This window comes from Streptomyces sp. NBC_00513 (assembly GCF_041431415.1).
Classification (GTDB): Bacteria; Actinomycetota; Actinomycetes; order Streptomycetales; family Streptomycetaceae; genus Streptomyces.
Map to the genome: position 1 here is coordinate 6,983,118 of NZ_CP107845.1, position 22,665 is coordinate 7,005,782.

Here is a 22,665-nt window from a genome sequence, read left to right on the forward strand (position 1 = left end):
TGCCGATCGGACGGGGCCGACCCCGGCGCACGAGGGCGCCGGGGTGCCGGGTGTCGTCATCGGGCCGACAAGCCGTGCAGTCGCAGGGCGAGTTGCAGCTCCAGGGCGGAGCCCGGGGTGTTCCAGTCGTCGCCGAGGAGTCGGCGGATCCGCTCCAGCCGCTGCACGACCGTGTTCACGTGGACGTGCAGGGCGTCCTTGGCCTGGGACAGGCTCCCGCCGTGGGCGTAGTACGCGTCGAGGGTTCGAACGAGTTCGGTGCCGCGCCGGTCGTCGTAGGCGATGACCGGCCCGAGCACCCGCTCGACGTAGCCGCACACGTCGGCCCGGTCGCCGAGCAGCACCCCGAGGAATCCCAGATCGGGCAGGCCGGCGCCGTGGCCGGTGCGATTGAGCGTGTGCAGGGCCTCCACGCAGCGCAGGGCCTCGGAGTGGGCGGCCGACAACCCGTTCGGTCGATCCGCCGGACCGGCCGCGCCCACCGTCACCGGGGTCTCCAGTACGCGCCCGCCCCAGTTCCGCGGCCAGGGACCGGGCGACCGGGCCGGGCCGGTCGCCCGGTTCGACGGCGGGCACGACCAGCACCACGCGCCCCTCGTACACCCCCGAGAGCCCCCGCAGGGAACGCGCCCGGCGGGCCGTCTCGGCGGCCAGGCGCGCCCGCACGGCCTCCTCGCAGTGCAGGACCAGCACCGAGTGGGGCCGCGCCAGGTCGAGGCCCAGCCTGCGGGCCCGCAGGGTCAGGCTCCCGGCATCGCGGGCCCGGTCGCCGTCCTCCGGCGCCAGCAGATCGCCGAGGAGCTCGCCGCGCACCCGGTCCTCGGCCTCCGCTATGGAGCGCCGGAGCAGCAACAGCAGGGCGGTGACCAGCCCGGCGCGCTCGAACAGTCGCCGTTCGGAGTCGGTGAGCGGAGCCCGCCCGGTGAGCGGGCCCCGCCCGGTGAGGGCGATGCTGCCCAGGAGTTCCGGCCCGGCCAGCACGGCCCACACCCAGGTCCCGTCCACCGGGACGGCCCGGCCGCCCGAGCGGGACTCCGCGGCGCCCCGTACGGGCGGGGCGATCGGTTCGGAGGCGACCCGCGCGAGTTCGGTGCCGTCGACGTCGTGGATGACGATGCCGCCGCCCAGCAGGGCCGCGACCTCACGGGCGAGATCCTCGATCTCGCCGCCGCGCAGCACCAGTTCGGTGAGCCGGTCGTGCGTCTCGGTGGCCAGCCGCATCGCCTCGCTGTGCGCGCGGACCGTCGCGTTGGCCTCGTTCAGGTCGACGAGCGCGGCGCGCGTCTCCTCCAACAGCCGGGCGCCGTCGATGGCCACGGCCGCGTGATCGGCGAGGGAGGACAGCAGGGCCACGGCGTCGGGAGCGAAGGCGCGGACCGCCCGGTCCGCCGCGTACAGCACCCCGATCACCCGTGTACCGACCCGCAGCGGGACCCCGAGGATGCCCCGGATCCCCTCCTCGCCGACGCCGCGGTCGATCGCGATTGTGTGCCGGAAGCGGCCGTCGGCGCGGTAGTCGCTGCTGGCGTAGGGCCGGGCCGTCTGCGCCACCAGCCCGCCCAGCCCCTCGCCCATGCCGAGCCGCAACTGCTGGAAGGCGGCCGACACCGAACCGTCGGTGACGCGCATGAACGTGTCCCCGACGGCCGCGTCGTTGAGGGTCAGGTAGGCGACGTCGGTACCCAGCAGGGTGCGGGCCCGCCGGACGATCGCCCGCAGTACGGAGTCCAGATCGCGCAGGGCCGCCAGGTCGCCGGCCGTGTCGAACAGCGCCGTCAACTCCGCCTCCCGGCGCCTGTGTTGGTCGAGGGTGCGCCGGATGCCCAGCGCGGCTCGCGCGGCCTCCTCCACGAGCGCCGCCTCCGCCGCGCAGGCACCCCCGTCGCGTGCCCGCGCGGCGGCCGTGGTCAGCCGCTCGGCCGGCGCCCCCTCGGCCAGCAGGCGCAGCAGCCCGCTCAGGGCCGCTGCGGCGGGATTGGCGTCGGGGAGCCTGGGGTGGGTGGATTCGGTGCCGGTCGGGCCCGGGCCGGTGGCTTCGGGACCGACGGGGTCGGGGCCGGTCGCGTAGGAGGGGAGGGCGCCGGGGGTGATGGCGCCGCGGTCGGTCGCGTCGTGGTTGGTCGCGTCGTTCACGAGGCCCATGCTGGCAGCTCCCGGGGGCGCGTTCGCCCCGGTCAGGCGATGTCGGAGGGCTGTCCGGCGCGGGCGGGCGGGCGCCGCTCGGCCGGTGCGGAAGCGGGGGTGGGCGCCGTGAGATCCCGACCGCGGGTCTCCTTGGCGATGGCCACGGTGAAGGTGGTGACGATGGCGGCGGCGCACAGGTACACGGAGACCGGCAGTGAGGAGCCGTGGTCCTTGAGGAGTTCGACGGCGATGATCGGCGCCAGTGCCCCCGCGACGATCGAGGCGAGTTGGGAGCCCATGGAGGCGCCGGAGTAGCGGACTCTGGTGTCGAACATCTCCGAGATGAACGCCGCCTGCGGACCGTACATCGCGCCGTGCAGCAACAGGCCGACCGTCACCGCCACCGTGATCACCGGGAACGACCGGGAGTCCACCAGGGCGAAGAAGGCGAACGCCCACAGGGCCATTCCCACCGAGCCGATCATCGTGACCGGCCGGCGCCCGACCCGGTCCGACAGCGCGCCCCAGGCGGGGATGGTGACGAAGTGGACGGCGGACCCGATCAGCACGGCGTTGAGCGCCGTTCCCTTGGACATCCCGAGGTGAGTGGTCACGTAGACGAGGAGGAAGGAGGTCAGGACGTAGTACGAGATGTTCTCGCCGAACCGGGTCCCGATCGCCGTGAGCACCTCACGCCAACTCCTGCGGAACACCTCGACCACGGGCGCCTTCCGCGCGACCTCACCGGACGTCCTGGCTTCGGCCGCCGCTTTCGCCTGCGCGGCGAGGAAGACCGGCGACTCGGAGACCGAGATCCGGATCCACAGGCCGGCGATCACCAGCACCCCCGACAGGAGGAACGGGACGCGCCAACCCCAGGCGAGGAAGGCCGCCTCGGACTGTACGGAGGCGAGCAGCGCCAGTACCCCGGTGGCCAGCAGGTTCCCGCCGGGCGCACCCGACTGCGGCCACGACGCCCAGAAGCCGCGGTGCTTGTCGCCCCCGTGCTCGGAGACGATCAGCACGGCACCGCCCCACTCGCCGCCCAACGCGAAGCCCTGCACGAGCCGCAGGACCGTGAGCAGAACGGGTGCCCCGACCCCGATCGTGGCGTACGTGGGCAACAGCCCCATGGCGAAGGTGGCCCCGCCCATCAAGAGCAGGCTGAGCACGAGCAGCTTCTTGCGCCCGACCTTGTCGCCGAAGTGCCCGAAGACGACCCCGCCGAGTGGACGCGCGAGGAAACCGATGGCGTAGGTGACGAACGCGATCAGCGTTCCGGTCAGCGGGTCCGCGGTGGGGAAGAACAGCTTGTTGAAGACGAGGGCGGCGGCGCTTCCGTAGAGGAAGAAGTCGTACCACTCGATGGTGGTGCCGATCAGGCTGGCCGCGACGATCCTTCTGATGCCGGACCGGGTCTGCGGAGCCGCTGCGGGGGAGACCATGTGCACCACTTCCAGGGGCCTGTGGGGACGTTCCGTGTCGGCACAACGTAGAAGTCCGCAGGTCGGCGGTACATGTGGTCGGTCATCACAATCAGGCACCTTCCTGTGTGCCCGAACGCCACAGCGTCGACGTCGACGCCTTCCGATGTCCTCGGCGCCCATGGCGACGAGCAAGGCCCCGCGTCGTTCCCCGGACGCGGGACCTTGCTCGTCGGCAGGTGGGGCGACTCGCGTCGATGCCCCCGAGGTCAGCCGCCCTGGCCGGCGCTTCCGATCGGGCCGACCTTGACGGGGGAGCCGGTGCCCTCCGTGACGGGCAGGGTGGCGGCGCCCGGCCAGGCGAGGGTGACCGACTTCGTCTCGTCCGGCGGGGTCACGACCAGTCCCGTGATGCGGACTCCGGAGCCGCCCGAGGTGTTGAGCGGGTAGTTGACGCCGAAGGAGACCGCAGCGCCCTTCTTGAGGGTGGTCGCGCCGGGGTGCTCACCGGTGCGCTTCGCGGACAGGGAACCCGAGGCCGTCTTCACGTCGACGCCCGCGTACTCGGAGAGGGTGCAGTCCTTGCCGCCGCGGTTCTTCAGCTGCACGGCGACGGTACCTTCGGTGTCGCCGCCGACGGTGCCGTCGATCGCCGTGATCTCCAGGTCGTCGGTGCGGCACTTGTTGGTCTTGCCGTTGTCGGAGCCGGTCCCGGCCGCCGTGCCCTTCCCGTTGCCGCCTGTCCCCGCAGAGGTCTTGCCGCCGCTCTGGTCCGAACTGCCGGAGCTCGAAGCGCCGCCCGAGGAGGGCGGGGTGGACGCGGCCGGTGACGCGGTGGACGCGGACGACGGGCTGCCTTGTGCCGCACCGTCTTCGCCGTTCTGGCACGCCGTGAGCGAGAGACCGGCGACGATGGCCAGGGCGGTGAAGGTGAGCTTGTGAACGCGCATCGTTTCTTCCTCGGAATCGGTGGGTGGTATCGGCCGCTCGGGTCGGTACGGGTCGGTACGAGCGAACGCTTCTGATCACCAAGAGCGGTCCGACCGGCGGGCCGTTCCGCCCAACCGTGCCCTCATACCTTCCTGTTACACGCACAGCCCGGGGTCGCGTGCGCGACCATCGCGCTCGTCGCGTCGGGGGATGCCGTCGACCTGCCGAGACGACGGTTCTCGCCACCTCCGGGACCTGTTCTCGGCCACCCGTCCGTTGGAACAGTTCCGTGACGCGATTGATCTTGACCGCAAGCGGTGGCATGCCCTCCTCAAGCTCGATGCGTCACGGAGCGTGAAAGACGAGTCACCGCCGGCCGCGGCTCCCGGCGGGTGGCGGACCGGTGGTTCGGGGGTGTCGGCTCGTACCCGGCAGTGGCCGCCGGTGGTGTCACGCGGGCCGGCCGAGGCGGAGTGTTCACGTGGTGGACGGTCGTTCCCGACGCTCCCACCTGCTGCTACAGTCCCGTCCATGCAGCACACCACCACCCTCGCCATGATGCGAATGATGCCCCCACCCCCGGAGGCGCTTCGCTAGCGAAGCCGTGTGCGCACCAGCTGCGACGGACCCTCCGGAAACGGAGGGTCCGTTTTTTGTTGTCCGGACCCACCCGGACCCACCCGGATCCAGGCCCCGGTCGTCGTCAGTCCCCGGTCGTCAGCTCGTCCCGCTCCCCGCCACCCGACCCGCCCGTCACCGACAGAAGGCGAAGTACCCGCCATGTCCCACTTGCCAGTCGTCGCCCTCACCGACTGCGCCGATCCCAACGCGCTGGCCCGTCAGTCCGCCCGGATCGCCACCCTCTTCGGCGCCACACCGACGGTCCTGCCGCTCGGCGGACCGGACCCGGAGGGCGCCGCCGCCCTCACCCTGCTCGACCTTCTGCGTTCCACGGACCTGACCGGCGGGCCGACCCGGCCGGTGGTCGTCATGGTCAACATCGCCCCGCGCGACGGGCACTGGCCCAACGGCGTGCCGTTCTGCTACTTCCGCCACGGGCAGCACCTGGTCATCAGCACGGTGAACCACCGCGTCCTCGCCCCGCTGGCGACCTACCTGGGCCTGGAGGAGGTCCAGGTCACCGACGTCCGTGAGGTGCTGGAGGCCGCTGCCGCCGACTGGGCCGAGCTGGCGGACGCCGAGGTCGAGGAGATCGTACGGACCCAGTTCCGAAGCCTCTGGTACGTACCGTTGCTGGCCCGCTGGCTGGCGGACGGCCGCCCCGTTCCCGCGCGGGCCCTGGCGGTGCGCCCGCCCGCCGAGCAGGCGGTGCGGGTCGCCGTCGTGGACAACTTCGGCAACTGCAAGTTGGACCGTCCCGCCGTCGAACTGCCCGGCTACGACGGTACGGACGGGCTGACCGTCCACAGTCGGCGCGACGGCCGCGGCGTCCGGGTGCGATGTTACGACCGGCTGCCCGACGTCCCGCTCGGCGAGCCCGGCATCACCGTCGGGAGCTCCGGGATCGGCTTCGCCGAGCTGGTCGTTCGCGGCGGCTCGGCAGCCGAACTCTTCGGTCTGCGCCAGGGCGACCAGGTGTTCGGTCTCGCCGGCTGACATGTGATCAGCGCGTTACCCCATGGTGGCCGGCGAGATTGACACCGCGCTCCACCGCCCGGAATGCTGAAACGCATGTCCGGAACGATCCCGCTGGTACGCCGCCGCCACGTGGACAACGTGCGCTGCGCCGCCGATCTGTGTCGCTGAGCGCACGGCTTCGGCCCGTTCTCGTACCCCCTTTCCGGACCCCTTCGAAGGACCCTCCATGTTCCGCACCCGCATAACCGTCGCGGCTTCCACCGTCGCCGTCCTGCTGACGGCCTCCGCCTGCGCACCCCAGCCGGAGGGCCCTGCCGGCGCGGCCGGATCCGCCGGCCCCACCTGCACCACCGGCAGCCCGAGCCTCCACAAGAGCGGGCAGTTGACCGTCGCGACGGATTCCCCGGCCTACGCCCCCTGGTTCGACGACAACACCCCCTCCAACGGGAAGGGCTTCGAAAGCGCGGTGGCCTACGCGGTCGCCGGGAAACTCGGCTTCAGCCGGGACCAGGTGAAGTGGGTCGTCGAACCGTTCGCGCATTCCTACGCGCCCGGGGCGAAGAACTTCGACTTCGACATCAACCAGATCTCCATCACCCCGCAGCGCGCGAAGGCGGTGGACTTCTCCACCAGTTACTACACGGCCGACCAGGCCATCCTGACCCTGGACAACTCCGGCTTCGCGAAGGCCACTTCGCTGGGTGAACTGAAGGACGCCAGGATCGGCGTCCAGGTCGCCACCACCAGCTACCAGGCGGTACTGGACCAGCTCAAGCCCTCGCGCCGGCCGAGCGTCTTCAACACCACCAACGACGAGGTCAACGCACTGAAGAACGGCCAGATCGACGCGATCGTCACCGATCTGCCGACCGTGTTCTACCTCGCCGGCTCGGAGCTGGACAACGCCAAGATCGTCGGCCAGTTCGGCTACGCGGGCGGAACCCCCGAGGAGTTCGGCCTGCTCCTGCCCAAGGGCAGCGGGTACACCCCCTGCGTGAACCAGGCCCTGAGCGCCCTCAAGGCCGACGGCACGCTCGCCAGGCTCACGTCGCAGTGGCTGTCCGCCTCGGCGAACGTCCCCGAGCTGAAGCCGTAGCGGGCCGACCGTGGACCTCGTGAAGACGGCCGCTCAGAACCGGCAGGCCGCACCGCCGAACGACACCCACCGACCGAGCGAACGCGAGCGGGAGCGGGAGCGGTTCCGCCGCTCCCGCAAACGACGCCACACCTGGATCGCCGCCCTGTGCACCCTGCTCTGCCTGGCGGTGATGGCGGCGGCAGCGGTCGCCTCGCCGGGCTGGGAGCGCGTCCACAGCCTCTTCCTGGACGGCGCCGAGTTCCGGGAGGCGTTCCCCGAACTCCTGCGGGCCTTCTGGCTCAACATCCAGATGTTCCTGATCGCCGAAGTGCTGATCCTCGTCCTCGGACTGCTGATCGCCCTGGTACGCGTGACCCGCGCGCCCGGACTGGCGCCGCTGAGGCTGGCCGCGACCGTCTACGTCGACGTCTTTCGCGGCGTGCCGACCCTGCTCCTGGTCTTCCTCGTCGGATTCGGGCTGCCGGCTCTGAGGTTGCAGGGCACCCCCTCGGAGCCCTGGGTGCTCGGAGTGATCGCCCTGGTCCTCTCCTACAGCGCCTACGTCGGCGAAGTGCTGCGCGCCGGACTGAACTCCGTCCACCCCGCGCAACGCAACGCCGCGCGGGCCCTGGGGCTGGGCGAACGACAGACCCTGCGGCACGTGGTGCTGCCACAAGCGGTGCGCAACGTCCTTCCGCCCCTGCTCAACGACTTCATCGCGCTACAGAAGGACACCGCGCTGGTCGCCGTGCTCGGTCCGCTGGAAGCGCTGCGCGCCGCGCAGATCAAGGCGGACTACGACTTCAACTACACCCCGTACCTGGGAGCGGCTCTCTTGTTCATCGCGGTGACCATTCCGTTGACCCGCTTCGCCGACCGGCTCCAGCGCCGTGCGGCGCAGCGCACCTGGGCGGAGACGAGCCGATGAGCCTTCCGCTGCTGCGCATCCGCGGCGTACGCAAGCAGTACGGATCGCGTCTCGTGCTGCGTTCGATCGACCTCGACGTCGCCGAGCACCAGGTCGTCTGCCTCATCGGCGGCTCGGGTTCGGGCAAGTCCACCCTGCTGCGCTGCGTGGACCTGTTGGACGTCGTCGACGACGGCACCATCCACCTGGGCGACAGCGAACTGACCGACCCCCGCCTGGATCCCAACGTCGCCCGCCGGCGGATCGGCATCGTCTTCCAGGCCTACAACCTGTTCCCGCACCTGAGCGTGCTGGACAACATCACGCTCGCGCCGCGCCAGGTCCACGGCGTCCCGCGCAAACGGGCCGAGGAGTCGGCCCGCGAGCTGCTGGCCCGGCTCGGACTCGCGGACAAGGCGCACGAACACCCCGACCGGCTGTCCGGCGGCCAACAACAGCGCGCCGCCATCGCCCGGGCACTGGCCACCGAGCCCGAGCTGCTCCTCTTCGACGAGATCACCTCGGCGCTCGACCCCGAGCTGGTGGGCGAGGTCCTCGACGTGGTCGCGGACCTCAAGCAGCGCGGCCTGACCATCCTCATGGCCACGCACGAGATGGGCTTCGCCCGACAGGTCGCGGACCAGGTCTGCTTCCTGGAGGACGGTGTGATCGTGGAACAGGGCACCGCGGAGCAAGTCCTCACCGCCCCGAGGGAGCAGGCCACACAACGCTTCCTCACCCGGGTACTCGACCGCTCGCAGTGACATGGTGTGGCGCGACCGGATTGTTGACTAGGGTGTCGAGGAGACGTACAGGCCAGGAGCCGCTGTGCGCGGGGCAGTTGGTCGGCCTGATGGTCGGTCGGACATGACGGAGGGCTCGCGTTGGATCGTCTGGCCGGAGCGGACCCGCGCGGTGGGCGTGTGCCCGGCCGACCGGCGCCCGCGGTGCTGCCCCCGTCGCTCCGCGCGCGGATCGGGCTGATCGCGGCCCTCGCCGCACTGGTGGTCGTCGCGCTCGGCTTCCTGTACGCCGGCCACAGCGAGCCCGGCACGGTGGACGCGTGGATCCACTCGGCGGTGTACGGGGTGCGACCGCCATGGAGCCACGTCGCTCTGGCCACGGACTTCCTGGGGGAGCCCGCCGGAGCTGCGGTGGTGGTCGCGGCCGTGGTCACGGGCTGCCTGCTGCTCCGCAGCCCGCGCACGGCGGTCCTCGTCGTCACCGGCGCCGGCGTGACCGTGGGCACGACGACGGCCCTCAAGTACCTGGTGGGAAGAACCATCAACGGCGGGTACCTGTCGTACCCGAGCGGGCACACCGCCTTCCTCACCGCCCTCGCCCTCGCGTTGGCGCTGCTCGCGACCGGCCGCCTCGGCCTCGGCCGGACGGCCGGCACGCTCCTGGTGCTCGCTGCGGCGCTGGTCGCCGGCGCCGCCATGGGCTGGGCGCAGGTCGCCCTGGGAGCGCACTACCCGACCGACGTCCTCGGCGGTTGGTGCACCGCGCTGGCGCTGGTACCGGCGACGGCGTGGCTGGTCGACCGGACGGCTGACCGAAGGGCCGAGCGGACAACCAACACCGTTCACCAACAGCCACGCTGACGATCCGTCACCTCATGCGAGGCGGCGGAACACGGGCTTCACCGGTCGTCCGCCCAGCCAGGGGCCGGGATCGGCGGCGTCCAATGCCTTCCGATACACCGCACACGCCTGCGCCACCACGTCGACGGTGTGATCGATGTCGATGTCGTCGAGCGCGCTGCTCACCACGAACGACGGGGCCAGCACCCCGCCCGCGAGGAGCCGGCGCAGGAACAGGGTGCGATACCGCTGCGACGGCCGCAGGTCCTCGTCGAGGGTGGCGAAGACCAGGTTGCTGGCACGGCCCTTGACGACGAGGTGATCGCCGACGCCCATGGCCGCCGCGGCCTCGCGGACACCGGCGGCCAGCCGCTCGCCGAGGTCGTGCAACCGTGCGGTGACACCCTCCTCGACGTAGGTGGCCTGCACGGCCATCGCGGCGGCCAGCGCGTGCGTCTCCGCACCGTGCGTGGTGGACAGCAGGAACACCCGGTCGCCGGAGTGACGCAGTCCGCCCCGCTCCATCAGGTCGCGGCGGCCGGCCAGCGCCGAGACGGCGAATCCGTTGCCCAGCGCCTTGCCGAACGTGGAGAGGTCGGGGGTGACGCCGTACAGGCCCTGGGCGCCCGCCTCGGACCAGCGGAAGCCCGTGATCATCTCGTCGAAGACCAGTACGCAGCCGTGCCGGTCGGCCAGTTCGCGCAGGCCGGCGAGGTACCCGGGCGGCGGCTCGGTGTGGCCGGCGGGTTCGAGGATCAGGCAGGCGATCTCGTCCTGGTACCGGGTGAGCAGCTCCTCCGTGGCGGCCAGGTCCCCGTAGGGGAAGGCCACGGTGAGTTCGGTGGTCGCCGCCGGAATGCCGGCGGACATCGGTGTGGTGCCGATGAACCAGTCGTCGACGGAGAAGAACGGATGGTCGCCGCAGAGGGCGACCCGGGGGCGCCCGGTGGCGGCGCGGGCCAGACGGACCGCGGCGGTGGTGGCATCGGATCCGTTCTTCGCGAACTTCACCATCTCGGCGGTCGGCACCGTGGCCAGGAAGCGTTCCGCCGCCTCGACCTCGACGATGGAGGGTCGGACGAAGTTGCTGCCGCGGTCGAGTTCCCGCCGCACCGCCTCGATCACCCGGGGGTGGGCGTGGCCCAGGCTGACCGACCGCAGGCCGGAGCCGTACTCGATGTAGCGGTTGCCGTCCACGTCCCACACGTGGGCACCGCGACCGTGGCTGATGACCGGAGCCAGGTTCTCGGGGTACTGGTCGTCGCCCTTGGCGTAGGTGTGCGCGCCCCCCGGGATCAGGGAGTGCAGCCGTTCGTTGGCCGCCCGCGAGCGGGGCAGACGGAACTCGTCCGATTCCGCGCCGACTTCGGTGTCCTCGGTGTCTTCGGTGTGCACGCCGACCTCAACCTTCCTGGTGCTTGAGGACCTCGGCGAGGCTCGGCGCCTCCCGGTCCCGCCGGGACATGGATACGACCGGCAGCGGCCAGGGGATGGCGAGCTCCGGGTCGTCGAAGGCGATCGTCACGTCCTCGGCCGGATCGTGCGCGCGGTCGATCCGGTACGAGGTGTCGGCGGTGTCGGTGAGCGCCTGGAAGCCGTGCGCGCACCCGGCCGGGATGTACAGGGTCGCCTGCGTCTCGCCGGACAGCTCGAAGAAGGCCCGGTCGCGGTAGGTGGGCGAATCGGGCCGCAGGTCCACGACGACGTCGAAGATCTTCCCGTACGAGCACCGCACCAACTTGGCCTCGCCCGCGCCGGAGCGCAGGTGCAGGCCGCGCAGCACCCCCCGGACCGAGCGGGACACGCTGTCCTGGATGAAGGCGCCCGGGTCGAGGCCCACCGAGCGGACCAGGTCGGCGTCGAAGGTACGGCAGAAGAAGCCGCGCTCGTCGGCGTACGGCGTCGGTTCGAACAGGTACGCGCCCGCGATCGTCGGGACTTCGGTCGCCTTCATGGAGTCTCCCGCAGGGCGTGGGTGGGGGCGGCCGTCGGGAAGACGGCCGCGGTCAGGGCGGTGAACTGCCCGTCGAGTTGCCGGACGGCGACCGCGTTGCGCTCGGTGAGGATCCGGCGCAGCTCCGCCGTCCGCTTCTCCAGCTCCCGGAACTGTTCGAGCAGCCGGTCGGCGTCGACCTCGCGCGCCGGGTGGCAGTACGCCTCCAGGCCCATCCGAGCCATGAGGGCGTCGCTCTTCGCCGCGTAGCTGACTGCGAGCGTCGGCGTGCCGACCTTCAGCGCGCAGATCAGGTTGTGGTAGCGGGTCGCCACCACGGTGTCGGCAGCCGCCATCTCCTCCATCAGGTCGGCCAGCGAGGCCGCCTCGGAAGCGGTGACCAGCGGCGAGTCCACCGCGTCGAGGATCGCGGCGACCACCGGCGCGTCGCACGCGTCGCCGGTGAGCAGCCGGACCGGCCTGCCGTCCTCGACCAGCGCGCGGACGAAACGGATCGTCCCGTCGAGGTAGCGCCGGTGGATCTCCTCGGCGCGGGCGCGGTCGTCGTTGCCGCCGTGGAAGGCCATGACACCCACGGCTACCCGGCCCGGCGGGTCCTCGGGCGCGCCGGCCCGCGGCGTCGGCAGGGCGAACGCCAGGTCCGGGTAGACCTCGTCGCGCGAGGTGTCCACGCCCATCGCCCGCATCGCGTCGCGGGACAGGGAGTCCCGGTACGACCGGTAGCCGGCCAGCCGCGCCGACCAGCGCACGAGGGCTCGGGTCGGCCGGTCGCCGATCGCGGCGGCCCCGACACCGACCAGCGCGACCCGGGTGTCGAACAGCCGGCCGGACGCGCAGAGCAGGAACAGCGAGTACGGGAAGCCCCACGGCCGCAGCGGCAGCGTGGCCTCCAGGACGCCCATGCCCGGCACGATCACCACGTCGTGCCGGCGCACCCAGGCGGCGGTGCGCAAGACGTCGACGAGTTTGCCCAGACCCTTCCCCGCGACCGCGCCCGCACGCGACGCGGTCCGGTACTCCCCGCGATACCAGTGCAGCCGGGTCGCCGGGATGCCGTACCGGGCCGACACCACCTCGGGCCCGCCGCACAGCGCGTCCACGACCGCCCCCGGGTGCTCGGCGCGGAGGTAGCCGAGGACGGCCTCGAGCGACCCGTCGTTGCCGAGATTGCCGGAGCCGAGCAGACCGAACACCCCGACACGCAACGGAGTTCCGTCTCCGGAGGTCATGCCGGCCTCCCCTCTCGGCCGGCGACGAGGGCGTCGACGGAGACATCGAGGAGGGACGCGTCGACCGGGGCACGGTCCTCGACCCGCTCGCCGGCGCCCGGCCGGAGCCGGCTGGTCATCCACGCGGCCAGGTGGCGCCGGCACGCGCGCCGGTCGGACGGGGACAACGGCGCCCGCCGGATCGCGGAGGCGAAGCCCCACACGTACTCGGCGAGCAGCCGGGGCGTCGGGTGCAGCGGGCCCGCCCGACGCGGGTCCAGGTTGACGCACCGGGAGCGCTTGGACGGGTTCGCCCGCTCGGCGCGGGTGGGATGGTCGCGGCGGAAGTACAGCAGCTCCGGCACTTGGTGGAAGGGCCCGTGCAGGGTGATCTCGGCGACGAACGTGCGGTCCGCGTGGTGGTAGCTGTCGTGCGGTTTCACCCGGCGCAGCACGTCCGCCCGCATCACCCCGTAGAAGTCGTCGCCACCGGGTTCGAACAGCAGACTGCGGAAGCGCTCCGGCGCGTGGGGGGAGTCGGTGGCGAGCCCGTACTCGTACGGGACCTTCACCTTGCCGTCGCCGTCGATGACCGCCTGGCCGCTGTGCGCGAGGATCACCTCGGGCCGCTCGTCCAGGGTCTCCACACAGCGCCGCAGCAGGTCCCGGGCGTACAGATCGTCGTGCGAGGCCCACTTGAACAGTTCGCCGCGGCACTCGGTGAACACGTGGTTGTGGTTCGGCGCCGCACCGATGTTCCGGGGCAGCCCGAGGTAGCGGATGCGTGAGTCCCGGGCGGCGTACCGGCGGCAGATGTCCCGGGTCCCGTCGGTCGAGGCGTTGTCGGAGATGACCAGCTCGAAATCCTCGTAGGTCTGGCCGAGCAGGGCGTCGAGCGACTGCGCCAGGTACTCCTCGCCGTTGTAGACGGGCAGGCCGATGCTCAGCCGGGGTTGGGCGGTCATGATGTCCTCACTTCGGGGATGTGGTCGTGGTGGCCCTCGCGCAGGGCGGACCGCAGCTGCTGCCACCACACGGCCGAGCCGCAGACGGTCGCGGCGGCGACGCCCCAGGCCGAGCCGACCGTGCCGGCCACGGCGGCCCCGCCGAGTCCGCCGCCGACGTAGCAGACGGAGGCGAACAGTTGGCAGCGCAGACCGCGCCGCGCCGCGGCGAGCGCGCGCAGCCCGGCTGCCGCGCCGCTGCCGAGACCGGCGCCCGCGACGCCGAGGGTGGCCGGCACGATGAGTTGCGAGGCGGAATGCCAGACGCTGCCGAGTACGAGCTCGCCGAGCCGGTCGGGCACCAGGAGCAGCGCCGCGCCCCAGAGCAGCGCGGCGGCGGCCTGCCCGCCGCCCAGCGCGAGGCAGAACGGGCCCAGCCGGTGCGGGGCCCGCCGCAGCACCCGCGCCGCCTCGGCGACGGTCACGAGCGAGAGCCCCATCAGCAGGGCGAGGAACGGACCGAGCAGCAGTTCCGCGCCCCGGACCGCCCCCACCGCGCCGACCCCGACGATCACGCCGAGCCCGTACGCCCGCAGCTGGCTCGCGCCGCTGAGGCTGACGTTCTCGACCAGGTACCGGTAGCCGAGGTCGCGCTGCTCGCGCAGCCACCCGCGAGCCTGGGCCGGCCGTGGTCGCATGCCGGACTGGAAGCAGCCGTACGCCGCGGCCACCGCCGCGGACGCGCCCCAGGCGAGCACGAAGGCGGCCACGCTGCCCACGCGGGCCGCCACGACCATGGCCGGGACGAGCGCGACGCCCCACACCAGGTCGTTGACGAAGGCCTTGCGGCCGGCGCCGGCGGCGAAGAACGCGAACCGCCAGGCGTCCTGAAGCAACAGCGCCGGCAGCACGACGCCGAGGCAGGCGAACGCGGAACCCACGCTGCCGCCCAGGCCGAGCCCGACCGCCAGGCACACCGCGCCGAGGACCATGCCGACGCCGAGCGCGGCCCCCGACGAGCGGGCCGCCGCCGCCCGCCATGAGGCTTCCGGCGCGCCGCTGAAGCGCACCACGAGCGGGTCGGTGGCCAGCCCGCGCGCGACGTTGAGCACCACGCCGTAGGTCAGCCAGGCCAGGCTGAACACGCCGAACGCGGCAAGCCCCAGCGAGCGTGCCACGTAGATGCCCACCGCGAAGTTGGTCATGCTGGAGGCCGCCTGATCGGCCAGCCCCCAGGACAGCCGGCCGACGACGGCCCGCGCGGCGGACCGCCGGCCCTCCTCGGCCCGGACCGCCGGTGTCGCCGTCTTCTCCCCCTCGGTGGTCATCGGTGTCACGCCTTGATCAGCCCGGCGCCGCACAGGGCGTCGGCCGCCGCGGCGACGGTGTCGAACGGCAGCCCGGACCGCTCGGCCACGTCCAGCAGACCGTGCTCGCCGTCGGAGAGGCTGAGCACCCAGAGCATGGCCATCTGGGCCTGCTTCGCATCGCTGCGGCCGCCGAGCGACTCGTACAACCCGCGCCGCCCCAACTGCGGTTCTCCGTAGGGGCTGAGGTTGAGGTACCGCCGGTTGCGGTCGAGCACGGCGAACGCCTCCCGGCAGACGGCGAGCGTGTCCGCCATCGCCTCCGGGGAGACGAAGTCCGGGTTGTCCGCCGAGGTGTGGTACTCGGGGTAGCCCGCGTACGGGGTCCGGCTGAGCGAGCCCACGCCGAGATCGAACCCCGGCGAGCAGAACTGCCGCTCGTCGTAGCCGTACGGAGTGAACTCGGCCACGTGGTGCGGGCGTTGGGAGGTAGTCAGTACATGCCGCATCACCCGGTCGATCTCCGCGTCACCGCGTCGGCTCTGCTTGTACGTCAGCCGGCCGGAGTCTCCGGCGCAGGCCAGCACCAGCCCGTGCTTGACGTGTTCCACCCGCTCCGCGTTGCGGGCCAGCCAGGTGATCGCCCCGATGGTGCCGGGCGCGAAGAGGAACCGGTAGGTGTAGTACGGCGTCCGCTCCGAGAGCGCCCGGGCCAGGAACGTCGCCACCGCGATGCCGGCCAGGTTGTCGTTGGCCAGCGACGGGTGGCACACGTGGCAGGAGACGATCACCTCGTCGGCGACCTGCCCGGGGACCACGTGCTCCGCGTAGGTGAGGTGTCCGTCCGCGAGCGTGGAGTCGACGCGCACCTCGTAGTCGCCGTCCGCAAGCGCGTCCAAGGTCTCCTGGGCCAGGCAGAACCCCCATTCCGGTGTGTAGTAGCTGGTGCGGTACGGCACCCAGCTCGGGTGCTCCGGCAGGGTGTGCAGGTGTTCACGCAGCTCGGCCAGTGGCATGGTCGCCGACACCGGCACGCTGTAGCCGAGGACGTGCAGGTTGGACGCGGCGAAGTCGACGACCCGGTTGCCGGCCGGATCGGCGATGTACGCGTCCCGGATGTTCCACTCCTGCGGCACCGTCCAGTCGAGCACCTGGGTCCCGGTCGGCACCTCGTGCACCTGTAACGGGATGTACTCGCCGACGATCTCCAGGGTGGCGCGCACACCGTCGCCGGTGATGCTCCGGCACAGCGGATACAACCGCTCCACCAGCTCGTGCATGTCCTCGCCGGTCGCGGTCATCGGCGCCACCGCAGGGTGTCGTCGACGGCGCCGGACTCGGACGCCGCGCGCAGCACGGCCAGCCGGGTGAAACGCTGCTCGAAGTCCGCCCGGGTCAGACCGTGTTGCCGGTAGGCGTCGGCGAGTTCGAGCGCGCCCCGCTTCACCGTCCACTCACAGTCGAAACCGGGCACGGCGGCGCGGAACCGGGAGAAGTCCACCCGGTACGACCGCGGATCGGCACCCGTCTCCCCGGTGATCACCACCTTCGAGCCGTCCACCGCCTCGGCGACCTGCTCGGCGATCTCGGCGACCGTGACGTTGTTGGTCTCGCTGCCGATGTTGAACGCCCGGTCGTGCACCGCCTCGCGCGGCGCGGTCAGCGCGGCGGCGAAGGCCCGTGCGATGTCGGCGGCGTGCACCAGCGGGCGCCAGGGAGTGCCGTCGGAGAGCACCAACACCTCACCGGACAGCAGCGCGTGACCCACCAGGTTGTTCAGCACGATGTCGGCGCGCAGTCGGGGCGAGTAGCCGAACGCGGTGGCGTTGCGCATGAACACCGGGCTGAAGTCGCCGTCGGACAGGGCGTGCAGATCGTCCTCCACCCGCACCTTGGACTCCGCGTACGGTGTCACCGGGCGCAGCGGGGCGTCCTCGGTCACCAGGTCGTCACCGCCGGCCGCGCCGTACACGGAGCAGGTCGACGCGTACAGGAAGCGCCGCACCCCGGCGTCGCGCGCCAGCTCGGCCAGCCGTACGGAGGCGTGGTGGTTGATGTCGTAGGTGAGCTCCGGTGCCAGCGATCCCAGGGGGTCGTTGGACAGCGCGGCCAGATGGATCACGGCGTCCACCCCGGCCACGTGGTCGGCCGTGATGTCACGCAGGTCCACCCGAGCCCCCGGCGGGTCCGCGGGCGTCGGGCCCAGCACGCAGTCGGCGAACAGGCCGGCGTCGAGGCCGACGACCTCGTGCCCGGCGGCGGCGAGGACCGGGGCCATCACGGTGCCCAGATAGCCCTGGTGTCCGGTCAGAAGTACGCGCAAGGTTCATTCCCCCAGGTCGAGAGTGAGTTTGGTGACGGCGAACGCCTCGGCGTAGCGCGCGTTGCTTTCGATGCCCCGGATCCGGGCCAGCCCGAGGAAGGCCTCCCGGTCGTACCAGGGCCGGTGCTGCTGTGAGGGGTAGTGCTCCTGCAACAGCCGCACCTTCTGTTCGGCGATCTCCGGCAACAGCGGCTGGTACGCCGTCGGCCGGCCGAGATCGCCGTCCCACTTGACGATCTCGTAGCCGAGCACGAGGTGGTCGCGGAACGCGGTGGTCATCAGCTTCGCCAGACCGCGGTGGTCCTGGTGCGCGTCGTCGGTACGCGGCGCGAGCACCAGATCCGGCTCGGTCTGCCCGCGCAGCTCCTCGACCGCGGCCTTGGCCTCGTCCCAGTGCGCGGGCAGCCGGCCGTCCGGCAGCTTGAGAACGGTCAGCCGCAGGTCGGCGCCCGGGCAGAACGCGGCGAGCGCGGCCCGCTCCTCCTGCTCCCGCTCGCCGCCCCCACCGGAGAGCACCAGCACGTCGACGCGGATGCCCGGCCGCGCGAGGCACAACGTCAGCAGCGTGCCGCCGGCGCCGATGGCGACGTCGTCGCAGTGCGCGCCCACCGCGACGATCCCGTCCAGTCGCCCGGTCCCGAGCCGGATCACGCGGTCCACGCCCCGGCGCCGTCCCTGCCGCCGGTCGCGCCCGCTCCCGCGCCGTCCCGTTCCCACACGGCCCACGGGCGGTCGCCGACGGCGTAGGCGGCGTCGAGCGCGGCCCGCTCCTTCACGGTGTCCGTGGGCTTCCAGAAACCGCGGTGCCGGTGCGCCACCAGCCGTCCCTGCTTCGCCAGTTGGGAGCAACCATCGGCGACCAGGTCCCCGTTCTCCGGTATGTGGTCGAAGACCTCCTGGCGGAGCACGAAGTAGCCGCCGTTCTCCCACAGCGGCATGTCGCTCACTGCGGTGATGCCCCCCACCAGCCCGTTCTCGCCCAGCTCCACACAGTGGAACGAGGATTGTGGCGGCACCACCATCATCGACGCACCGGCGTCGCGCCGCGAGAAGGAGTCGATCATCTCCGGCAGCGGGGCGTCGGTGAGCACGTCGGCGTAGTTGGCGAGGAACATCTCGTCGCCGTCCAGGTGTTGCCGCACCCGGCGCAGCCGCTCCCCGATCGGGGACTCGATGCCGGTCTGCACGAACGTGATCGTCCAGGAGGAGATGTCGGTGGACAACAGCTCGGTCCGCCCGCCCCGCAGCACGAAGTCGTTGGACGTCGTCTCCTCGTAGTTGAGGAAGAAGTCCTTGATGTGGTGCGCCCCGTACCCCAGGCACAGGATGAACTCCGTGTGCCCGAAGTACGCGTAATAGCGCATGACGTGCCAGATCAGCGGCCGCGGGCCGACCATGGCCATCGGCTTGGGCACGTCGTCGGAGGTTCCGCTGCGCATCCGCAGCCCGTAACCGCCGCAGAAAAGTACGACCTTCACGGCTTGACCTCCACGATGCTCAGTTCCGGGATGGGGAAGACCAGTCGGCCGCCCCAGGCGCCCACGAAGGACAGTTGCTCGACGAGCTCGTCCCGCAGGTTCCACGGGAGGACGAGCACGTAGTCCGGTCGGTCGATGCCGATCCGCTCGGGCGACAGGATCGGGATGCGGGTGCCCGGGGTGAACCTGCCGTGCTTGTAGGGGTTGCGGTCGACCGTGTACCCGAGCAGATCGGGGCGGATGCCGCAGTGGTTGAGCAGGGTGTTGCCCTTGCCGGGGGCGCCGTATCCGACGACCGTCTCACCGCGCTCGGCCGCCTCGATGAGGAACCGCAGGAGGTCCCGGCGGACCTTGGCCACCCGATCGGAGAACTCGGTGTACCCGGACAGGTCCTGCAACCCGGCGGCCTTCTCCCGGTCCAGCACGTCGGCCACGCGCCGGCTCGGCTCGCCGGCCACCTCGTCCGGCCGGGCCCACAGCCGGATGGAGCCGCCGTGCGTGGGCAGCAACTCGACGTCCACGAGGCAGAGTCCGCCGCTCGCCAGCGCCCGGATCGCGGACGCGACCGTGTAGTACTGGAAGTGCTCGTGGTAGATCGTGTCGTACTGGTTCTCCTCGATCAGGGTCAGCAGGTGCTGCACCTCGATGGAGACCCAGCCGTCGTCGGCGACCAGGGCGCGCAACCCCCGGGTGAACCCGACCACGTCGGGGATGTGCGCGTACACGTTGTTGGCCACGACCAGGTTCGCCGGGCCGTGCTCGGCGCGGACGGCCGCGCCGGTGGCGGGGTCCAGGAACTCCGTGAGCGTGGGCACGCCCGCCTCCCGCGCCGCGGCCCCGACGTTCACCGACGGCTCGATGCCGAGGCAGCGGACCCCCCGGTCCACCATGTGCCGCAGGAGGTACCCGTCGTTGCTCGCGACCTCGACCACGAAGGCGTCGGGGCCGAGGGCGAGGCGCTGTACGGCGTCGGCGACGAAGGTCCGCGCGTGCTCCACCCAGGAGGTCGAGTAGGAGGAGAAGTACGCGTACTGCGTGAAGGTCTCCTCCGGCGTGATCAGCGGCGGGATCTGCGCGAGCCAGCAGTCGGTGCAGACCCGAAGGTGCAGCGGGTACGTCGGCTCCGGCCGGTCCAGATCGTCCGCGGCGAGAAAGCTCTCGCACGGCGGGGTCGCCCCCAGGTCGACGACGCTCGCGAGCGTCGCCGATCCGCAGAGTCGGCATCCTGTCATCTACTGCCCCCATCCCTGCCCGCGCGGGTCTCCCGCGGCGGGCCTCCATTTCCGACCGGTGGCGCGCCATGCCCGCCACCGGACCGCACCGCGATCGCGGTGCGGTACCCCTCCACCAGGCGCTCCAGCCCGACGGTCGGGCTGAACCCCTGTTCGTAACGGCGTCGGGCGGCCCGCCCCATCTCCTGGTTGCGGTCCGGATCGGCCGTGACCCGGCGCACGCAGGCCGCGAGCGAGGCGGGCTCGCCCGGCCGGTGGAGCAGACCACTCACCCCGTCCTCGACGAGTTCGACGAAGGCGCCGTGACCGGCGGCGACGGCCGGGACCCCCGCCGCCATCGCCTCCACGACCACCAGGCCGAACGCCTCCAGCCAGGTCGAGGGAGCCACCACGGCGACCGACCGCGCGATGGCCCGCCGGCACTGGGCCTCGTCGTACAGGCCGACGTACCGCACGTCGTCCCGACCCGCCGCCCAGGCGGTCACCTCCCGCTCCAGCGGCCCCGTCCCGGCGACCACCAGTGGCACGCCCACACCGCCGCCGGCTGCGATCTCGTCCCACGCGGCCATCAGCAGCCGTACGCCCTTGGCCTCCGCGAGCCGGCCGAGATAGAGCAGGTGCTCGCCGTCGCCCGTTCTGACCGTGCCCGGTTCGGGCACGAAGTTGTGTTTCACCGCCAGCCGATCGGCCGGCATGCCGGCCCGCACCAGGACGTCGCGCTGCGCCCCGGAGATGCAGAAGAACCGCTCCACACCGGACCACCACCGCCGCCGGTTGACCGACAGGCTGACCGCGAGCGGCACCGTCGCCAGCCGGGAGCCCCGGTAGCAGCCGTGCCGGACGGCCGGCAGCGGCGCCGCCCCGACGCACTCGGTACACGGCCGGCCGTCCCGCTGGAGCGTGCCGGGCGGGCAGACCTGGGTGTAGTTGTGCAGGGTGGCGACGGCGGGCACACCGGCGTCGGCGCAGGCCGCCAGCACCGCGGGCGACAGGAGCGGGAAGACGTTGTGGACGTGCACCACGTCCGGCCGCTCGTCGCGCAGCCGCGCGGCGAGCTCCGTGCGGACCGCCGGGTTCCACGGGACGAGGAACGGCAGCGCGGCCTTGGACACCAGGGACCGGGCGGCGATGTCGTCGCTGCGCCGCTCGAACACCTCGACCCGGTGGCCGGCCTCGCGCAGCAGCCCCACCTCCTGGTCGACGACCTTGTTCTCACCGCTCGGCTGCGCCGAGGCGTAGCGGTTGTGCACCACGAGGACGTGCATGCTCAGATCACCTCCGATTTCCGGGCCCACTGGGGTGTGCGTCGTCGAGACACTTCGGGCGTCGAGAGGGCAGTGGCCGCGGCGGGTGACGCCAACAGCGAGGCGGCCACGGTCAGGTGCAACAGATACGGCGAGGCGTCGCCGAGCCCGGCCTCGGTGTACGACGCGATGGCGCAGTAGCTGATCAGGAACAGCGCGCAGGCCCGCTGGAGTGAGGGTGGGCGCAGCAACGCGACGCCGCCCAGCACGATCACGATCGCGCCCACGATCGTCACACCGGTCAGACCCTGCTCGTTGTAGACGGCCAGCCAACTGTTGTCGATCGGCAGCCCCCCGAACGACTTGTCGCCCAGGCCGGCGCCGAACAACTGCTCCGATCCCGTCCTGGGGGCCGCCAGCAGGGCGTCCCACACCTTGGCCCGACCGGTGAGGTTCGAGAAGTTCTCCTGGCTCTGCCCGCGCAGGAACCACGCCTGGAGCGCGGAGTTGAACCCCACCGCGGCCACGACGGAGCACAGCACCGCCCAGGCGAAGAACCGGCGGGCGGCGGCACTGGTCAGGACGAGCGAGCCGATCGCCAGCACCAGCCCGATCAGCAGGCCGAGGGTGGCCGTCCGGGTATGGGTCAGCGCGAGCAGGACGAGCGACGGCACGATGACCAGCGCGGCGTTGCCCCGGTCGGTCCGGCGGCCCAGGAGGAGCAGCACGGTGAGCCCGATGATCACCGCGGCGTACTGTCCGATCTGCGGCGGGGTGAGCGGCCACAGCGCGCCGACCAGCCGCCCGCCGTAGACGTCGGGCATGGCCGCGCCCGGTGAGACGAGCAGACCGGCGGCCACCGAGGCGAGCACCGCGAAGTACATGCGGATGTGATGCCGGACGAACGTGTGCCCGCCGTCCCACCAGCGGCTGAGCAGCCACAGCGTGCCGACGAAGAGGGCCAGCCGGGTACAGCGGAACAGGGCGCCGAACCCGGACTCCAGGTGCGCGCTGGAGATCACGCTCGGCACCAACAGCAGAGTGAGCAGGAACAGGTAGGCGCTCGCCCGGATGCGCAGCCGGAGATTGACGGCGAGCGCCAGCACGAACGCGGCGACCAGCGAGCCCATGGTGACCATCTGGATGAGGGAGCGGGGCAGCGGGATGATGGTCTGCGCGCCGGCGGAGCCGAGCGTGTTGAGGATCAGCAGTCCCCAGACGATCCCGACGATCCTCGGAGCGCCGGGAGGGCCCGGTTCGGCGCCGGGCCGCGTGCCCGCGCTGTCCGGTCCGCCCGGCAGTCCGTCGCGCGCCGGCATGTCGCGGGTCA

The 22,665-nt window shown here is 72.0% G+C and carries 19 protein-coding genes and 1 pseudogene; 5 read left to right on the forward strand and 15 right to left on the reverse strand.

Going from position 1 to position 22,665, the window contains the following annotated elements:
• Nucleotides 1-56: 56 nt before the first annotated feature.
• From OHA84_RS31575 to OHA84_RS31585, 3 genes and pseudogenes are all read right to left on the reverse strand, one after another.
• Nucleotides 57-2,142 (reverse strand): annotated as a pseudogene (locus tag OHA84_RS31575) (helix-turn-helix domain-containing protein).
• A 32-nt stretch (nucleotides 2,143-2,174) separates the two neighbouring features.
• Complete coding sequence (locus tag OHA84_RS31580; RefSeq protein WP_266968518.1) at nucleotides 2,175-3,569, reverse strand: MFS transporter; 1,395 nt, start codon at nucleotides 3,567-3,569, stop codon at nucleotides 2,175-2,177.
• A 248-nt stretch (nucleotides 3,570-3,817) separates the two neighbouring features.
• Entirely contained in the window at nucleotides 3,818-4,498 is a 681-nt protein-coding gene (locus OHA84_RS31585; RefSeq protein ID WP_266953289.1) for a DUF4232 domain-containing protein, read from the reverse strand.
• Nucleotides 4,499-5,258: 760 nt separating this feature from the next.
• Between OHA84_RS31585 and OHA84_RS31590 the strand changes: the two genes are divergently transcribed.
• The 5 genes from OHA84_RS31590 (at nucleotide 5,259) to OHA84_RS31610 (ending at nucleotide 9,666) form a co-directional block, all read left to right on the forward strand.
• Entirely contained in the window at nucleotides 5,259-6,095 is an 837-nt protein-coding gene (locus OHA84_RS31590) for an SAM hydroxide adenosyltransferase (RefSeq protein WP_266968516.1), read from the forward strand.
• A gap of 208 nt (nucleotides 6,096-6,303) precedes the next feature.
• On the forward strand, nucleotides 6,304-7,173 hold the full coding sequence (locus OHA84_RS31595) for an ABC transporter substrate-binding protein (protein ID WP_266968514.1): 870 nt from the start codon (nucleotides 6,304-6,306) through the stop codon (nucleotides 7,171-7,173).
• Nucleotides 7,174-7,192: 19 nt separating this feature from the next.
• Complete coding sequence (locus OHA84_RS31600) at nucleotides 7,193-8,083, forward strand: amino acid ABC transporter permease (RefSeq protein WP_266953295.1); 891 nt, start codon at nucleotides 7,193-7,195, stop codon at nucleotides 8,081-8,083.
• Entirely contained in the window at nucleotides 8,080-8,826 is a 747-nt protein-coding gene (locus OHA84_RS31605; RefSeq protein ID WP_266953297.1) for an amino acid ABC transporter ATP-binding protein, read from the forward strand. Before OHA84_RS31600 ends, OHA84_RS31605 begins: the two co-directional genes overlap by 4 nt.
• Nucleotides 8,827-8,985: 159 nt before the next feature.
• A complete protein-coding gene (locus OHA84_RS31610; protein ID WP_266968512.1) occupies nucleotides 8,986-9,666 on the forward strand; it encodes a phosphatase PAP2 family protein in 681 nt (226 codons plus the stop codon).
• Nucleotides 9,667-9,678: 12 nt separating this feature from the next.
• On the opposite strand, the gene OHA84_RS31615 is transcribed toward OHA84_RS31610, so the two are convergent.
• The 12 genes from OHA84_RS31615 to OHA84_RS31670 are packed head-to-tail and all read right to left on the reverse strand — an operon-like array spanning nucleotide 9,679 to nucleotide 22,654.
• Nucleotides 9,679-11,040: a glutamate-1-semialdehyde 2,1-aminomutase gene (locus OHA84_RS31615; protein ID WP_266968510.1), complete on the reverse strand. Its 1,362-nt coding sequence runs from the start codon at nucleotides 11,038-11,040 to the stop codon at nucleotides 9,679-9,681.
• Between the two features lie 7 nt (nucleotides 11,041-11,047).
• The gene (gene rfbC / locus OHA84_RS31620; protein WP_266968508.1) at nucleotides 11,048-11,599 is read right to left on the reverse strand and encodes a dTDP-4-dehydrorhamnose 3,5-epimerase; all 552 of its coding nucleotides are present in this window, start codon (nucleotides 11,597-11,599) and stop codon (nucleotides 11,048-11,050) included.
• On the reverse strand, nucleotides 11,596-12,828 hold the full coding sequence (locus OHA84_RS31625) for a polysaccharide pyruvyl transferase family protein (RefSeq protein WP_266968506.1): 1,233 nt from the start codon (nucleotides 12,826-12,828) through the stop codon (nucleotides 11,596-11,598). Before OHA84_RS31625 ends, rfbC begins: the two co-directional genes overlap by 4 nt.
• The gene (locus OHA84_RS31630; protein ID WP_266953307.1) at nucleotides 12,825-13,772 is read right to left on the reverse strand and encodes a glycosyltransferase family 2 protein; all 948 of its coding nucleotides are present in this window, start codon (nucleotides 13,770-13,772) and stop codon (nucleotides 12,825-12,827) included. The genes OHA84_RS31625 and OHA84_RS31630 overlap by 4 nt, the downstream gene beginning before the upstream one ends.
• Nucleotides 13,769-15,079 (reverse strand): hypothetical protein, encoded by a 1,311-nt coding sequence (locus OHA84_RS31635; RefSeq protein WP_266953309.1) that lies wholly within the window; start codon nucleotides 15,077-15,079, stop codon nucleotides 13,769-13,771. The genes OHA84_RS31630 and OHA84_RS31635 overlap by 4 nt, the downstream gene beginning before the upstream one ends.
• Nucleotides 15,080-15,084: 5 nt before the next feature.
• Entirely contained in the window at nucleotides 15,085-16,368 is a 1,284-nt protein-coding gene (locus OHA84_RS31640; protein ID WP_266968503.1) for a DUF4910 domain-containing protein, read from the reverse strand.
• Nucleotides 16,356-17,381 carry an NAD(P)-dependent oxidoreductase gene (locus tag OHA84_RS31645; RefSeq protein ID WP_266968501.1) on the reverse strand — a complete coding sequence of 342 codons (1,026 nt, stop codon included), beginning with the start codon at nucleotides 17,379-17,381 and terminating at the stop codon, nucleotides 16,356-16,358. The genes OHA84_RS31640 and OHA84_RS31645 overlap by 13 nt, the downstream gene beginning before the upstream one ends.
• 3 nt (nucleotides 17,382-17,384) lie before the next feature.
• Entirely contained in the window at nucleotides 17,385-18,032 is a 648-nt protein-coding gene (locus OHA84_RS31650; protein WP_266973879.1) for a PIG-L deacetylase family protein, read from the reverse strand.
• Nucleotides 18,029-18,859: a glucose-1-phosphate cytidylyltransferase gene (locus tag OHA84_RS31655; protein WP_266968499.1), complete on the reverse strand. Its 831-nt coding sequence runs from the start codon at nucleotides 18,857-18,859 to the stop codon at nucleotides 18,029-18,031. The genes OHA84_RS31650 and OHA84_RS31655 overlap by 4 nt, the downstream gene beginning before the upstream one ends.
• Complete coding sequence (locus OHA84_RS31660) at nucleotides 18,856-20,091, reverse strand: class I SAM-dependent methyltransferase (protein ID WP_266968498.1); 1,236 nt, start codon at nucleotides 20,089-20,091, stop codon at nucleotides 18,856-18,858. The genes OHA84_RS31655 and OHA84_RS31660 overlap by 4 nt, the downstream gene beginning before the upstream one ends.
• Nucleotides 20,088-21,356 carry a glycosyltransferase gene (locus OHA84_RS31665; protein ID WP_266953319.1) on the reverse strand — a complete coding sequence of 423 codons (1,269 nt, stop codon included), beginning with the start codon at nucleotides 21,354-21,356 and terminating at the stop codon, nucleotides 20,088-20,090. Before OHA84_RS31665 ends, OHA84_RS31660 begins: the two co-directional genes overlap by 4 nt.
• 2 nt (nucleotides 21,357-21,358) lie before the next feature.
• Nucleotides 21,359-22,654, reverse strand: a complete 1,296-nt coding sequence (locus OHA84_RS31670) for an O-antigen ligase domain-containing protein (RefSeq protein ID WP_266973877.1) — start codon at nucleotides 22,652-22,654, stop codon at nucleotides 21,359-21,361.
• Between the last annotated feature and the right edge of the window lie 11 nt (nucleotides 22,655-22,665).

What these genes read in the sequence shown, in the direction of transcription:
- OHA84_RS31595 (WP_266968514.1), top strand. Translation starts at nt 6,304, where the DNA reads ATGTTCCGCACCCGCATAACCGTCGCGGCTTCCACCGTCGCCGTCCTG.
- rfbC (WP_266968508.1), bottom strand. Translation starts at nt 11,599, where the DNA reads ATGAAGGCGACCGAAGTCCCGACGATCGCGGGCGCGTACCTGTTCGAA.
- OHA84_RS31590 (WP_266968516.1), top strand. Translation starts at nt 5,259, where the DNA reads ATGTCCCACTTGCCAGTCGTCGCCCTCACCGACTGCGCCGATCCCAAC.
- OHA84_RS31635 (WP_266953309.1), bottom strand. Translation starts at nt 15,079, where the DNA reads ATGACCACCGAGGGGGAGAAGACGGCGACACCGGCGGTCCGGGCCGAG.
- OHA84_RS31665 (WP_266953319.1), bottom strand. Translation starts at nt 21,356, where the DNA reads ATGCACGTCCTCGTGGTGCACAACCGCTACGCCTCGGCGCAGCCGAGC.
- OHA84_RS31670 (WP_266973877.1), bottom strand. Translation starts at nt 22,654, where the DNA reads ATGCCGGCGCGCGACGGACTGCCGGGCGGACCGGACAGCGCGGGCACG.
- OHA84_RS31660 (WP_266968498.1), bottom strand. Translation starts at nt 20,091, where the DNA reads ATGACAGGATGCCGACTCTGCGGATCGGCGACGCTCGCGAGCGTCGTC.
- OHA84_RS31580 (WP_266968518.1), bottom strand. Translation starts at nt 3,569, where the DNA reads ATGGTCTCCCCCGCAGCGGCTCCGCAGACCCGGTCCGGCATCAGAAGG.
- OHA84_RS31605 (WP_266953297.1), top strand. Translation starts at nt 8,080, where the DNA reads ATGAGCCTTCCGCTGCTGCGCATCCGCGGCGTACGCAAGCAGTACGGA.
- OHA84_RS31625 (WP_266968506.1), bottom strand. Translation starts at nt 12,828, where the DNA reads ATGACCTCCGGAGACGGAACTCCGTTGCGTGTCGGGGTGTTCGGTCTG.
- OHA84_RS31630 (WP_266953307.1), bottom strand. Translation starts at nt 13,772, where the DNA reads ATGACCGCCCAACCCCGGCTGAGCATCGGCCTGCCCGTCTACAACGGC.
- OHA84_RS31585 (WP_266953289.1), bottom strand. Translation starts at nt 4,498, where the DNA reads ATGCGCGTTCACAAGCTCACCTTCACCGCCCTGGCCATCGTCGCCGGT.